11 protein-coding genes and 1 pseudogene are annotated in these 14,203 nt (G+C 43.6%); 8 read left to right on the top strand and 4 right to left on the bottom strand.

Annotated elements, in window-relative coordinates; translation table 11 throughout:
* Positions 1-601 precede the first annotated feature (601 nt).
* The 4 genes from IC007_RS04170 to IC007_RS04155 all read left to right on the top strand — a co-directional run bounded on the left by IC007_RS04170 (position 602) and on the right by IC007_RS04155 (position 7,092).
* Entirely contained in the window at positions 602-2,263 is a 1,662-nt protein-coding gene (locus IC007_RS04170; RefSeq protein WP_149528408.1) for a hypothetical protein, read from the top strand.
* A gap of 1 nt (position 2,264) precedes the next feature.
* The gene (locus IC007_RS04165; RefSeq protein ID WP_149528407.1) at positions 2,265-2,753 is read left to right on the top strand and encodes a hypothetical protein; all 489 of its coding nucleotides are present in this window, start codon (positions 2,265-2,267) and stop codon (positions 2,751-2,753) included.
* A 723-nt stretch (positions 2,754-3,476) separates the two neighbouring features.
* A complete protein-coding gene (locus IC007_RS04160; protein ID WP_054846738.1) occupies positions 3,477-4,472 on the top strand; it encodes a hypothetical protein in 996 nt (331 codons plus the stop codon).
* Between the two features lie 931 nt (positions 4,473-5,403).
* Positions 5,404-7,092 carry an MFS transporter gene (locus tag IC007_RS04155; RefSeq protein WP_149528406.1) on the top strand — a complete coding sequence of 563 codons (1,689 nt, stop codon included), beginning with the start codon at positions 5,404-5,406 and terminating at the stop codon, positions 7,090-7,092.
* A gap of 186 nt (positions 7,093-7,278) precedes the next feature.
* Here the strand turns inward: IC007_RS04155 and IC007_RS13750 are convergent.
* Positions 7,279-8,413, bottom strand: a pseudogene (locus IC007_RS13750) (IS200/IS605 family accessory protein TnpB-related protein).
* Positions 8,414-8,724: 311 nt separating this feature from the next.
* Here IC007_RS13750 and IC007_RS14060 point away from each other — a divergent pair.
* Positions 8,725-8,847 (top strand): hypothetical protein, encoded by a 123-nt coding sequence (locus IC007_RS14060; RefSeq protein ID WP_256202717.1) that lies wholly within the window; start codon positions 8,725-8,727, stop codon positions 8,845-8,847.
* A 219-nt stretch (positions 8,848-9,066) separates the two neighbouring features.
* On the opposite strand, the gene IC007_RS04140 is transcribed toward IC007_RS14060, so the two are convergent.
* The 3 genes from IC007_RS04140 to IC007_RS04130 form a co-directional block, all read right to left on the bottom strand.
* A complete protein-coding gene (locus IC007_RS04140) occupies positions 9,067-9,552 on the bottom strand; it encodes a hypothetical protein (RefSeq protein WP_054846679.1) in 486 nt (161 codons plus the stop codon).
* 321 nt (positions 9,553-9,873) lie between these two features.
* A complete protein-coding gene (locus tag IC007_RS04135) occupies positions 9,874-10,053 on the bottom strand; it encodes a hypothetical protein (protein WP_054846680.1) in 180 nt (59 codons plus the stop codon).
* 9 nt (positions 10,054-10,062) lie between these two features.
* Positions 10,063-11,115 carry a hypothetical protein gene (locus IC007_RS04130; protein ID WP_054846681.1) on the bottom strand — a complete coding sequence of 351 codons (1,053 nt, stop codon included), beginning with the start codon at positions 11,113-11,115 and terminating at the stop codon, positions 10,063-10,065.
* A gap of 524 nt (positions 11,116-11,639) precedes the next feature.
* Between IC007_RS04130 and IC007_RS13270 the strand changes: the two genes are divergently transcribed.
* From IC007_RS13270 to IC007_RS04120, 3 genes are all read left to right on the top strand, one after another.
* Positions 11,640-11,813 carry a hypothetical protein gene (locus tag IC007_RS13270; RefSeq protein ID WP_162302111.1) on the top strand — a complete coding sequence of 58 codons (174 nt, stop codon included), beginning with the start codon at positions 11,640-11,642 and terminating at the stop codon, positions 11,811-11,813.
* 1,243 nt (positions 11,814-13,056) lie between these two features.
* On the top strand, positions 13,057-13,317 hold the full coding sequence (locus tag IC007_RS04125) for an IS1/IS1595 family N-terminal zinc-binding domain-containing protein (protein WP_054846683.1): 261 nt from the start codon (positions 13,057-13,059) through the stop codon (positions 13,315-13,317).
* A 41-nt stretch (positions 13,318-13,358) separates the two neighbouring features.
* The gene (locus IC007_RS04120) at positions 13,359-14,186 is read left to right on the top strand and encodes a hypothetical protein (RefSeq protein WP_054846684.1); all 828 of its coding nucleotides are present in this window, start codon (positions 13,359-13,361) and stop codon (positions 14,184-14,186) included.
* Positions 14,187-14,203 lie beyond the last annotated feature (17 nt).

The following is a 14,203-nucleotide window of genomic DNA, read 5'->3' as shown; positions in this document are numbered from 1 at the left end:
ATGTTTCTTGCCCTTTAACACCTGATGAAGTATAGTGTAGGTTAATTCACTGATGAGTTGTCAGAGGAAAAGCCTGACGTACGCACAGGGGGACTCAAAGGTTCTAGTCTCAGTCCACGTGATACAGTGGAGAAAAATCTGTATTGACTCAATATTTTGAGAATTATGATTTAGAGACGGGGCGCTAACACAGGAAGCTACGTTGCTTTCAGTTAATTACTAGAAACTAAAATATATTAAATATAGACTTGATACTACTTGAAAAATTTTTGCTTAAGGTTACACTTCCTTGAATTTTGAAAGACAGAGCGAGTGCACAACGATCTCTCATCAGCGATTATCTACGCCTAACGTATTGGCGATAGTTTCCTTGCTTTTCAAAGTCTAAGGAAAAGGTTAAATACGTAGAATGAAAACTTTCTAAACCTAATATCACAAAATATATAACCAATAGCTCTAATGTTAATGCTGGTAATATCATGGAGACGCGAAAATGTTGGAAGACAGGAAAATGTATGAAAGTAAAGGCGTTAACAGAACGGAAATTTTTTATTTACATAGCTACAAATATAATGAAAGCTCCATGCGGGCGAGGTAAATTATGAGCCACAAAGGTATGTTATGGGGGAAGAAGGGCCTCTCTTACGTCCTCCTTGCCATGACAGTCGCAGCTTCATTCCTCGGCGTAGTGTACTTCCTGTTCTCTCCAATCCTAGTTGGTTTCTACCACACCGACAACGGTGAGGTAGAGTACTTCCTCAACAGGATGGGAGACCCTTCATTCCTAGTGAAGACATATGTGTCAGGAACCCAGGAACCCACCATAGTAAGCGTCTTCGTCAACTTGCCCAACAAGGTGGTGGAGCTGGAGACCAGGAGGACTGACGAGCTCACTATCCCTTTCAGTGAGGTTTCGCCATACATTAAAGCTTGGGAGGGCAAGGAAGGTAACACTTCGCTCCTCGTGATAGCGTCGTACGTGAAGTCAGGTCACATGTACTACTCGGCTGAGGAGGTGGATTACAACCCTCGGTGGGTTTTCCACGGCTACCCCATCCAAGTGGTGAGCACGATCAACGTTGTACCGAGGGAAGTGCACGTGGACTACTCTTACCTCCACTCATTGGAGGACGAGTTGGACAAGAAGGTTGACGCGACGCCACGTATTTATTGCCCGGGATGCGGAGGAGGTTCAGGCAAACTGGACAACTACGTGATTAACGTCACTCCATTCAACGGAAGTGCTCCGTGTTACGCTGATGGGTACCCTCCGTCAGATTACCGCCCGAGCTATAAGGGTATCGTAATTCACGACTTGGAAGTCCCCATGAGCTGGCTGACCATCTCCAACAACGTAGCTCACCGCGACGACTACAGTTCAATATACTTATCTTCAGCTTTGACTGGTAAAGTAGGATGGGAGGCCGTGAGCAACTCCTCAAACTATGGAGGCCCGTACATAGGTACGTCTTACAGCGCTAACGTGAACTGGTTTGGGTTCTCTAGTTATTACTATTCTTTCCTGCATAAGTTATTCTCACCTACTATGTACACTTACTACAACGCTACTGTGGCCGTGGTGCAATACTGCGTCTCTACAATAGCGTGCCCGGTCGTCTCTTCAAAGGCACATCAAGCAGGCTCCTTCCTGAACGTACCAGAAGCTAACGTGACAGTGACGGAGGTACTTTACGCTAATCCATCATACCGTGACGTAGGAGGAGCAGTGGAGGAGACCACATCCTTCACGTGCGTGGAATATCACACACCTGAAGGTACAGACAAGTCGTTCATCGAGGGAAACGGTACCCCAACTATGCTGTACCAAGTAGAGGGTACCCACGTATCTTTCTCCCATTACGGGGAGGTGAGGTGGAAGGACGGTGACATAAACTACGAAAGCTCAAGAATCTTCGCTAGATCAGGAAATACGTGGGCAACTTATACGACATCTACGTACGTCCACGTCAATAACCCATACGAAATACCAACCGATATTTTGGCTGCAGCTACGACCATAGCTATTTCATTAAGTACCTTTGGGCTAGCTGGGCTCGTCGAGGGTCTAATATCTACAGCTATTATAGACGCTATATCAATTCAACTTCCCAACAATGTGCAATATTACAACGCAAATGACCAGTTAGTCATGTCTGTTAATGGCACTGGGCATGTCTACTTGAGCTACGAGAATTACTCGACTGTTAAACACGTTCCCAGTTTCGGATTCGTGATGAACTACACCAGCTACTACGGTGAGTGAGGTGAACCTGAGGTTATTCTCTATCCTTTACGTGGCTTACTTCCTGTCCATCTTCGCTTATCTCGATGTCTCGTCTTTCCTTACCACTTCCTCGTTTTATACTCCTTCCTTCATGGTTTACGACCCAGGGAACTTGGACGTGGCACGTCTCATTTTCACTGCGATCCTCTTGGTTCTCTTCCTCTCCCTTTGGGACAAGAACGTGGTTTACCTTACTTTAGGGTTTGTTGTTACCCGTGTCATTTTCCTGTTCTATCCCGCTCTACTAGTCTCACTCATTTCGTCCCTGTTCCTCTCTGGGATCTACCTAGCCTTGGCGTTTAAGACGAGATCCTGGCTTTGGGGAGTGAGCGCACTCTCCTTCCCATTGGGAGTGTTCAACTTTTACTTCTACATACTGATTATACCTAGCATAATAGCCGCGTTCCTTTACTACAGAAGCTCACACACTGAGGAACCTTCCTTTCCAAACCGTTTCCCTGGCAGTTGAACTTTTTCTTTCCTTATATAAATAATGGATTAATATTGTTATATATTATTATAATAAGTTGTAAAACAATTAAAGTCAAACGTGCTTAACAGTGGAGTCTCATAGCTCAAGTAGACATGCCCAGTGCCATTAACAGACATGACTAACTGGTCATTTGCGTTGTAATATTGCACACTGCTAAGAGCTATAATTTGATAACGGTACGTGTAAACGTTGTAGATGTCAGACCTTCGACGAGCCCAGCTAGCCCAAACTTGACGAAATAGCTACTACCAAGCGGAAGAGTACTTCCCGTTTTCGAGCCCGAGCATGTCCTTTTACAATAGCAATGGGCAAATCAACGTTAGCTTCTTGAATTACACGAGAAAGGTTGAAACTCCTCTTCTAGGTTTCTTCGTAAACTACACCTGAAGTTTGTTATTCAGAAAAGGTTCTACTCCATTGTAAGGTACTTGGACACCTCCATCTGTAGAACACACATAGTTTAACCCTAGTGAGTCTATGTGTACACGGATTCACCGCTTGGCGCAACTGGATCACAAGAACAGAGAAGCAGAGGAAGTTGTGCTACATACCCATGTAAAGGTATGGTCTCTTTGCTGAGCTGTGTAAAAACTCATCTATTAATAGTGTAGTCAATTGTGGGCAGAGTGAAAAAGTGCATCGTGATATATCTCTCTAAATTGAAGAAAGTTTAAATTCTCCAGTTTTGTTCTACTCTACATGAACAAAAAGATTCCCCTCGTAATAGTTTCTCTTTTCCTTCTAAGCTTGGCAGGAGGGCTCTTCGCTTATCATTTTTCTACCCACGAACCCTCTATGTCTGTTGATGCGGAATCGGTGAAGTACATCCATGACCTTCAAGGTACGGTCATGTGGCTCGGTCCAATGATCTTGGTGGTACCGCCAGGGACTTACGCTCACGTGGGCAACATGACCCTTACCTCCTACGAAGTCACCCTCATGCTCACCAGTGGACCAGGTTTCGCGCTCGAAGTGGACAACTCCACCGAAGGTTACTTCACGGGGAAGATCCTACCTTTCGTGTTAGTATTCGCTCCGAATACGTGGTCCACAGTGAAGGTCAATTACTCCTCCTTTGACGGTAACTTCACCGGGGTCTCCACAGCGGGACAAGTATCATGGATGTACGGTGACGGCATCATGTTCTCAAACGCCTCTCCTGGTCTGTACAAGTTCGTCACGTCTACAAAGCCCTTCGGGGAACCTCCCAAGACAGTTAGCTACCCCGTGAAGCCCGCCTTCGGGTTAACCCCCGTGAACGGGGTTACTTACGAGATAAACGGGACCAAGGGTGGAGTTACCGTGGACTCTAACCTCATAGTAGTAGTTCAGCCTGGTACATACCAGAGGTTCTCCAACGGGACGGTGTTCAAGGACTATAACTTCTCGCTGGTGTACTACTCCCCCTACAACATTTCCGTCATACCCTTCCCGGATCAGTACCCCTTCCTGGCTTTCGCCTATGCGGTGAACGGTCAAGTCACCTACAACGAGTCGTCTAATAAACCTTACATCACTGTGATACTCTCACCTTCTGCTGGAGGGATGATGTGGGACTGGGGTATGGTGGACGGGCACCCAGGCTACGTAATAGACCCGCACGTTCTTGTAGGCCAAGGTAGCGACGATAACGTAGTGGTGAACCTGAACTTCAAGAGGCCCGTACCTTGGATCTTCACCCTTACCTTAGATTGATGTCATGAAGGGGACATGCATTCCTCATGTATCCTGCGGCCTTAGTCTCATAATATCAAAAGTAGACCATGTGTGGATCGTCTCTCCCGATAGTATCTTAACCCGTAATGAATTCATGGCCGTTGTCACACACAACTCTATTGTACACTGTAATAGGTGTTGGAGTATCTGCTCGTTGAGGAGACTGAAACAGAAAGATGACTCTCTGTAAAAGTCAGCCACACTCTACCCTGCCCTCCATTACCCCTTAGGTCAGACATACAGTTTACAGGAAAAGAACGAAGGAACCTTTTTACATGAATCTTATGAAAGTCGACCTCAAAATTACCTAAACTGTTCATTCTGTCTCTGCTCCAAGCACGATAAAGCGAAGCCCTCTCCTCGCACTATTACTTTCCCATTAATTTCCTGTCTCTCTTTACAAAAGATTGAAAGCCTTGCCCTTTAGGGCGGGGAGTCAGTCTCTTTCTCTTCCAGTACTTTTATAGGGATCTAAAACTCCTTGCTATAATAGCACTATCATACTAAATATATACAAAAATATAGAAGATCATATGGGACTATTTCATAATAAAGGTTCATTAATTTTTCATTTTAACTAAAAAATTTTCATTAAAGATTTTAAGCGGTCATCACAAGAAGAAATCAAGGATCTGGGGCTGGATCAGAAGACCTAAAGAGCAAAACGTTAATAACTTTTTAATAAAGACTCTTCTAAAATGAAAAGTGTTAATACCCCTTCTCCTCTACTATCCGGGAGCATTATACAAAGATAATTATTATACAAAGATAATTATTCGATTAGATTTTACTTATAAAATTATAAAAGTAAGATTTATAGTTTAAATTAATAATTTTAAGCAAGTAGTGATAATTCTTCTATCTTTCGCAGAAAGTTAAGTATAAAAATATTAAATACTTAACTATAATCATGCAGTATAAGTGGATCGCTTTGAGCAATACTACCGTGGGGATCCTAATGGCGACGATCAATGGTACCATCACTATCATTTCCCTACCCGCGATCTTCAGGGGGATAGACATAAATCCCCTGGTGTCTTTCCAATACCTTCTGTGGATCCTCATGGGTTATAATGTGGTTACAGCTACCCTTCTAGTCTCGTTCGGCAGGTTATCCGACATGTACGGTAGGGTAAGGCTTTATAATTTAGGTTTCCTTATCTTCACTATAGGGTCCATACTACTCTCCCTGACTCCGGGGAAGGGAGATACGGGTGCTTTAGAGCTCATTATTTTCAGGATTATACAAGGGATAGGTGGGGCTTTCCTCTTCGCCAACAGCGCTGCCATACTGACGGACGCCTTTCCGATCAAGGAAAGGGGAAAAGCATTAGGGATAAACCAGATAGCCGCACTCGCGGGATCTCTTGTGGGGCTGATCCTTGGCGGTATTCTATCAACAATAGACTGGAGGTTAGTGTTCCTCGTCAGCGTACCGGTGGGTATCTTCGGAACGGTATGGAGCTACACCAAACTTAAGGAGCTGAGCCAGCCACAGAGACAGGGAATTGACGTACCGGGGAACCTCACCTTCGCCTTAGGGCTTGTTCTTGTCCTCATTGCTGTTACTTACGGTCTGATGCCGTACGGTGGATCTCAAACCGGCTGGAGTAACCCGTGGGTTCTTGCGTCCATGGGCTCAGGGCTCGCACTCCTAGCTGGTTTCGTATTTGTGGAGACCAAGGTCAAGTACCCCATATTTAGGCTTAGTCTGTTCAAGATCAGGATGTTCTCGGCGGGCAACTTCGCTAGCATGTTGCGTTCCTTTGCCTACGGTGGTCTCATGATAATGTTAGTTATCTTTCTCCAGGGGATATGGCTCCCCCTTCACGGTTATAGTTACAGTGAGACTCCACTGTGGGCTGGGATATACATGATACCCCTTATGATAGGGTTCGTGTCCATGGGTCCGATAAGCGGGTGGCTCTCCGACAGGTACGGGGCAAGGCTCCTCTCGACGCTGGGCATGGTGATAGTGGGCTCAGGTTTCCTTGCTCTCTCCACCCTATCCTACGACTTCAGCTATCCAGAGTTTGCAGCCATAATTTTCTTCATGGGTATAGGAAACGGGATGTTCGCTTCCCCCAACACTGCCTCAATCATGAATAGCGTCCCCAAGGAAGTTAGGGGCTCAGCGTCGGGGATGAGGGCAACGCTTCAGAACACCGGACAGACTGCCAGTATAGCAATGTTCTTCACCATAGTGATCATCACCCTCTCTGGGGTTTTGCCTCACACGTTAGCTGCGTCACTCACTGACGCTGGGGCACCGCAGCTTGCGCCTGTGGCGTACCACATCCCCGTGACCGGGGCCTTGTTCTCCGCCTTCCTTGGATACAACCCAGTGAGGGAGATAATCTCCACGTTACCACCTTCTGTAGTCTCTACAATACCTCACAGCGTACTCTCAACTATAGAGGCGAGGGATTGGTTCCCTGATGCGATAGCACCAGCGTTCATGCAGGCTTTGCGGGTAGCGTTCTACGTTGGCGCGGCCATGTCGTTCGTAGCTGCTATAGTGTCGGCCATGAGAGGCAAGGTGGTGATAGCTGAGGAAGACAAGGTACCCGAGAGAAAGGGGGAGATTAAACAGCAATGACAAAGGATTTAGCTGTCTCTGCAACTTCCCCTTTGAAGGCTCTTTTCCTCTCCCTCACCTCTTTTTAACTTTCCTAGATGTTTTGTGGAATGCTTCAATTTTTATCAAAGTTGATGTAAAACCTACTTTTAATACAAAGGGATTTTTGTCAGTCTGACTTCCTCCCCGCCACGGCGAGGGTTCCCCTCATCGGTTCGTGTTTACATATCTCATTTGAGGGGCAGTCGAGAGGGTCAGAGAACCCCTCCTGTTGAGGTTCATGATCGCAATAACGTCACGGTCGTTCTCGTAACCGCAAGACGGAAAGCGGAAAAATACCTATGAGAGATCTCCTCCATCCTTTTCCTACTTTTAGGGCATGAAACGGAAGAGTAACTGGGGTTCACGAATTCTACGACCGCCACGCTCCTTAGCTTGCCACACTATCCAGTACTGAACACGACGGTACTGCATTAGATATAACTTATCCCTAAACTCCTTAGATAATTTATCCACGTTCTTGATGAGGTTCCTGAGACTCTCTAACTTTATGACGTTGGCACCCATCATCCTTGCTATTTCAACTACCCACTTCCCCACTTTCCTAGCATCCTCCATTCTCTCAGCCTTTAGGTGGAAGGAGTGAGTCCTGTGGAGGATCCTCTTATTCTCCCTCCACCTCTTTGGGTAATACTTCTGTAACCTCTCAGCTAAAGACTTGCAGTGATGAACTTCAAGCCTAGTTGGGATCCTAACGTAGTGAGTGTCATCTCTTCCGACTACTACCTCACCCATGTTAACATCAACAGCAACACTTTCCCTTGGTTCATCTCTCTCCAACGGTTTGTCAAAAACGACCTTGAGGAAAGCATTGTCTCCTTTAACTATTAGACGTGCTTCTTCATCCTCCAACTCATGTAGTCCTTGAGGTTCCTGGGATAACCCAGTGGTAGTTTTCACCAACACTCGCTATCCTAACAGTCATGTTATCGAAGTCCACGCTATAGCTCGCTCTAGGGTAGCCACACTGTAGGTTTGTACACTCTCGGGAACGTCCTCTTCTCGGGTTGTTGTACCAACCCTTGTATATCGCGAGAGCATCCCTATAACAGTCCTCAGCAACCTTTGATGGTAGGTCGTATTCCTCTCTTAACTTCGTGTATAACTCCTCGTGGACTTTTCCTAACACTCCCTTCTCTTCTGGGTTCGGGACATTTTCCTTCAACCAAAATAACGAAAAACGTATTGCTTTCACGTAGTCGTTCACGAGGGCTAGGAGGGGTTCAGAGAGAGCGATCTTCATAGAAACAGTAGCTCTGATCGCTTTAACCCTCCCAGCCATTAAGGAAATTTAAAAAGAAAAGAACTATTTAAATTTCCATCCCCTGGAAGGACAAGGCTTTCAATCTTTTGTAATTTGTAGTAGATCAAATAAAGGTTAGTAGTTTACGGAATTCCTGCTGTCTAAATGTTTTTATCCGTTAGGGTTCATGCTTACACTTCGTCAGATTTTAAAAGACAAGGTTTAGATTCTAAAGTCTCCTCCCCTGTAAAATGGATAAAAATCATTTCGTAACACTAACCCAGTTCGTACAAGAATTCTCAATTAAATTCATTTGATTTCGATAAATAAACTGAATTCATAAAGGAGACGTGAATTGTCTGATATATAGAAAAACTGGGTGTTCGCTACAAGTCGTCAATAGGCAGGAGATCTTAATGGATTTCCTCTCCGTGCCTTACGACGCTACCATGAAGAGAGCTATTAATCTCTAGACAGCGATGATATCTTGTGAATGAGCAACTAAGGGGTAAATCCAGAAGAGGATTAAAAAACATGAGGTTTTAACTTCTGGTTTCACACTATATTTCGTCAGACCTTAAAAGACAAGATTTATTTCAGGTCTAAACGGGACTTGAGAGACCTTAAAGCTAGGCTCTAAGAGGAAGTATCCTTGCTCTTTAAAGTCCGATGAAGTGTAAATTGCTGAGGTTTCAGCCCATCGGTCTGCTTCTGTTCCTCAGGAACCTTACTAGGCTTACTATACCCCCAACTATGGCTACGATAACTCCCACGATTGCTAGGAGGACGCCAGCAGCTGCAGCGTCAACAGGGGCACCACTTATTGTAATAGTATCATACCTTAGGCTTACCGGAACAGTGTTGTTGTTAACGATGGTGTAAGTCGTGCTAGATGTGGTTCCAACCAGTTCCCCGATGTATATTCCGTTATCGTTAACTACAGTCGTGTTAACGCTCACTGGTTCACTCGATTCATAGAGAAGTTGCTTAATTTCACCACGAGCCACCGGGATTGTGATCTTACTCGTGGGGGGTAGGGTCATATAACTCTCACTTTTGAGGTGATTCTCAGCCGAGACTATCTGTCCAGCTAGTGTACTAGAACCGTAGAATACGAGCCCTACTCCTATTACAAGGATTATTATTCCTATTATTAAAATTATCAACCATTTATTCATAATTTCTCCCCTTTTCTAATATTTTATTATTAACATATAAAACTTTCCCTATTGACTTAACGTTTTCCTTCTATGCTGTGGTACTAACTATTGAAAACTTTTAATAAAAAATACTCAAGACAAGTCTTGGACTTATATTAAACACTGAAATAGCTAAAATTAAAGGCAGTCTATCATCTTTAAAACTTTTTAAAGAATAGTGACTTATAATAAATAATTTTAAAGTAGCTCCCCGATTCCTTGATTATAACTACTCTCTGTGAAAAAGAAGAGTACTTTAGTCGAGCTTGTCCTGACCGTGAGGTCGCACAACAAGTTCATTCAATGCTTTTTTAGTCTCCCTACTAGGGCCAACACCTTCCTTCCTTGTATTTCTATTTCTAAAGAGTAAAGAGGTTTCATCTCGAACGTTTCATCTTCTCTGTCTATCTGTACTTTCCTTACCTTGATCTCTTCAGCGTTGTAGCCCTTCTCCTTTAACTTCTCTGCTAAGCTTTTCATGAACGTCCCTCAGAATTCTGTGCCGGGCATCTGGGTCAGATAAGCTAAGGCGTTAGACGATACACTGGAGATCCCTGCCTTCGTTCCGATGAGGTTAATGTACCCGAGAGAGCTGCCGTAAACTGTTTGAGGTGGTGCGCTAGCTCCTGCCATGTAACCGTAGTCAGCTGATAAGCTTGACGAATTAGCGTAGTATAAGTGTTCTAAGTCATTATTCACGTAGAACTTGAAGGTCGCAACGAAGTCGGGGTTATCGTTTGTAAATTGAGAGGCGGAGGCGCTGTGCACTTCCACACCTGCTGATGGGAGCACATCGTTGGTTTCAGTGGAGAAACTGTCTATCTTCACTGAGAAGCCACTGACGAGAGAGTAAGGCCACGTTATTCCGAAGACGTCAGTTGCTATCAGTTCCTCTCCGTGTATCTTCATTTGCACGCCTTTATCTCCTACCGTAGCTATCTTATGTCCGTTTATTTCTATGACCCACTGTCCGTTGCTGTAAAACACTGTCTCGTTATATGGACCATTATGGCTCAGTTCCATTCCTCCATAAATTAAGTAGATCACACCGTCATAAATGGGAGCGTTGGGGACGAACCAAATGTTGATGTCAGGCATTACAGAGCCGTTGTCCATGTATATCACACCGTCTTGTATCCACATCCAGTTCACCGTTACGGGGGTAGGTGGTGGGACGAAGAAGTTGAAGAACGGGCTGAGTAGGCTCACGTTGAGATAACCTGAAACGTTCACTGGTACGTTAACCATGTAAGACACAGTGTAGTTTCCAAGCTTCACTGCGGAGAAGCCGTTGTCCCATAATGCACCGTAATCTGACTTCCCTATCACGTTCGTGTAACCACCCACTGCCCAGTCGTAGCTAAGGTTCGCCGTGCTCGGCATTGTCAGGAGGGGAGAAGACGACATGAAAGCTCCTTGTTCCAAGTTACCGTCGACCACAGAGACTTGAAGGAGGGAAACCAAGAAGATGCCCGCTATGAGGCCCGTGGAAACAATGACAACCTCCATCACTTTCAGAAACTTTGTAGTTTTCTTTCTCATAATGTTTCAAGTCTTTAATCGAAAGCAACTATTTAAGCTTAGTGTAAATATTTTGTTTATTTATAATGTAATGAACTAAAAAGATTTATCTCTTTTTTATCTATATTTAATAGTATATAGTAGTATACAAACTGTCTCGACAGCGATTTTCAAGTACTCGAGTGATTTATCATGCTAACTAATTCTATATAATTCTATCTCAAAAAACTGATATGAAAGTATTAAGCTAATCTAATACAAAACATATTTTTAGCATGAGGTAGAAGAGAGGGTCAGGGTTAAGCATGGCAGAGTCTTCAGCCCTAGGTCCAGTACTGCAACTCCTGGAACAGCTCCTAAACCTGATATTGGGGCTCCTGGAGACCCTCATCAAGACCCTCCTGACCGTCTTCTCGGGCGCATAAGGAGGTCGTCTGATGGGGTAGCAAGGCAAAACCTTTTTTTCCCTCTTAGCTATTTCTTATCTTTATAGTACATTTTCATTTTTTTGGTTAGCTCTATTATAAACGAAAAGTTTATATATAATGAACGCTGATTTTGATTTAGGTAAAAACTATGGGTCTATTAGGAGGTCTGTTAGGAGGTTTGGTGCAGCTGTTGCAGCAGATCTTGACTCTAGTATTAGATCTTTTGAAGGGCCTAATAATAGGGCTGCACCTAGCTCTATTGTAAAATATAAAAACAAGGATTTTTTTTAATTCCATATATTGAAAATTTTCTGTGTTGTCAAAACTGGCATGCAGACAGCGTCCAGTTGGACCTATTGCTTGTTCTGTTCCGTCATAATCTTTTCTCGTCAAAGGATATAATGGAATATAAAGAAAAGGCTATTTTGTATTTTATTTTCTAATTTCTTTCATTTAATCTCTTTATTTTGTAATCTATTAAACAAAAGGCTTATATAGAGGTCGATCTGAGTTGTTTTCTAGGTGAAGTCCGTCTCTTTTCACTTTTTTTGGTAAGGAAATAGACATTTCGTTCAAAATAGTAAGAACACCCTGGTCAAATGTTTAAGAATCTTATGTTCCCCTGATAAATTATATTATCATAATAGCCTAGAAGGTAACTTTCATTAATTTACGATCTTATATAAGGAACTTACACGTTGTAGAGGAAAGCCAAACCACTACGCAAGCTGAATCGAACTCTATGTTAGTGCTGTAGTGCACGTAGTGACTTTCCTCGGTTGGGTGTAACATAATTTGCGTGAAGTTTGAAGAGTTATCAGGACGCAGGTTGAACTCAGAGAAACTCCTGACTTCATTCTGTTTTAGGCGGATTTATGATTTAAAAAGTCTACTTGCTGTAGAAACCTCTAGACAGATTTTCTATGGTATGCAAATAACCTACAAAAGGACTAAATGTAGACTGACCTTTATCACAGGGAAGAGATATAAGACCAACCAGCGAGAAGGACTTGATTTAAGTGGAGGAATCTAGACGGGTTCCATGTAAATTGAGCCAAGGAAAAAAGATGTATAGATCTATATATAATTTGCAATACTAACTGTCAATGTCCATCTACACCTTTTATGTACTACCAAAGTCTTCTGTCTCTCATGTTATTACAAAAGATTGAAAGCCTCGCCCTTTAGGGCGGGGAGGGAGTCAGTATCCATCACTACCTCATAGGAATTGGAGTAAAGCAAAGAACAGGAGAAAAGGAAAAGAAAAGAGGAGATTTTTTTTATATATATATAAAATCTTCTGTACACTCTGCCACGAAAATAGGTAAGCCTATTTCCTCTAGTACAAGGAGAGAAACCCTGAAATTATAGGATACGAAAAGCTCTTTCACAGATACTTTACTACCTTATAATAGAAATTAAATGTTAAAAAATCTATATTAATTAAAAAGGATTAAAGGTCTTTTTTGACTATATAACAGTTGAACTAAAATCTTTTATAATCCTGTTTCAGGAAAATCTATCTGATGTTTAGATGAAATGTAGGTGTTGTGGGTCCACTAACGTCATTAAGTACGGGAAATTAAAGAGTGGGAAACGGGTATACTACTGCAAGGACTGTCATAGGTATTGGGTCGAGAACGCTACTTTCAGCAAGTACCCAGATTCTGTAAGGAACAGAGCGGTTTCCTTGGTCAAACAGGGTAAGTCAGTGAGGGAGGTCTCAAAGGAACTTCTCATACCGAAGAGCACGATTTATAAGTGGGTTGCCAAAACTTGTGATGAAGAAAGATGAATCCGAGGAAAGGGTTTATTGCCCTATTTGTGGTGGTATTTATGCTATCGAGTACTGTAGTCTCAGCCGGTTCATCCACCCAAGACTCAATCCAAGCGGGATCTGCGATAAGTTATTACACTTCCGTCTGTTTAGAGGCTCTCTCAATCATAAAGGAGCAGGGCAACGGTACCGTGATTCAGTACGTTACAGGGGATTCTAACGGTGAAGTATATTTTCGCACCCAGGGGTATGGTAGCATCTATTCAGTAGCGAGCAAGAACAACATGAACCTGACCGAGTACTTCCTGATGGAAATGTACAACGGTTCTTACTCGACCTCCATAGGGCTGGGCTCAGGCTTCCCCATGATGTCGCAGAAGGAACTCTCGTCACTCAAGGCCGGTACTTTCACAGTTAACGGGAGTCAAGCCACTGTATCTACTTGTACCTTCAGCTCTCCAAAGGGGGACTTTCAGGCTTACAAGGTGAACTTGGTGAAGAGCGAATCCATAGGTACTGCTAACATGACTATCTGGGTCAATGAGACTAACGGGGTGATACTACAGCTCCTGATAGTAGCGTCGACTTCATTCGGTTCAGCTACGATCTTCAGCACTGTGAAGAACTGGCATTTCCCTAGTGACCATGTAAAGCCTACCTCAACTCAGACGTCAACGTCGACAAACTCAAGGACTCAGAACTCCACAGCCTATAATTCAACTAATTCAACTATACCAAGTAGCTTAGTGAAACAGCTAGAGAACGGCTCAGTCCGTACGCCCAGCACCAAGGAGAAGACCACTAGCTACGTCTTACCTATATCGTTGCTCGTTGTAGGGGTAGCTATAATGGCAGTCCTCTCGTTCCTGGCTTTCAGGAGAAGGTGATTGAATCTCACACCTCT

The sequence above is a fragment of the Sulfuracidifex tepidarius genome (assembly GCF_008326425.1).
Classification (GTDB): Archaea; Thermoproteota; Thermoprotei_A; order Sulfolobales; family Sulfolobaceae; genus Sulfuracidifex; species Sulfuracidifex tepidarius.
The sequence above is the reverse complement of the archived record's forward strand: the minus strand, read 5'-3'. Positions and strand labels throughout refer to the sequence as shown.

What these genes read in the sequence shown, in the direction of transcription:
- IC007_RS04155 (WP_149528406.1), top strand. Translation starts at nt 5,404, where the DNA reads ATGCAGTATAAGTGGATCGCTTTGAGCAATACTACCGTGGGGATCCTA.
- IC007_RS13270 (WP_162302111.1), top strand. Translation starts at nt 11,640, where the DNA reads ATGAACGCTGATTTTGATTTAGGTAAAAACTATGGGTCTATTAGGAGG.
- IC007_RS04120 (WP_054846684.1), top strand. Translation starts at nt 13,359, where the DNA reads ATGCTATCGAGTACTGTAGTCTCAGCCGGTTCATCCACCCAAGACTCA.
- IC007_RS04140 (WP_054846679.1), bottom strand. Translation starts at nt 9,552, where the DNA reads ATGAATAAATGGTTGATAATTTTAATAATAGGAATAATAATCCTTGTA.
- IC007_RS04130 (WP_054846681.1), bottom strand. Translation starts at nt 11,115, where the DNA reads ATGAGAAAGAAAACTACAAAGTTTCTGAAAGTGATGGAGGTTGTCATT.
- IC007_RS04170 (WP_149528408.1), top strand. Translation starts at nt 602, where the DNA reads ATGAGCCACAAAGGTATGTTATGGGGGAAGAAGGGCCTCTCTTACGTC.
- IC007_RS04125 (WP_054846683.1), top strand. Translation starts at nt 13,057, where the DNA reads ATGAAATGTAGGTGTTGTGGGTCCACTAACGTCATTAAGTACGGGAAA.
- IC007_RS04135 (WP_054846680.1), bottom strand. Translation starts at nt 10,053, where the DNA reads ATGAAAAGCTTAGCAGAGAAGTTAAAGGAGAAGGGCTACAACGCTGAA.
- IC007_RS04160 (WP_054846738.1), top strand. Translation starts at nt 3,477, where the DNA reads ATGAACAAAAAGATTCCCCTCGTAATAGTTTCTCTTTTCCTTCTAAGC.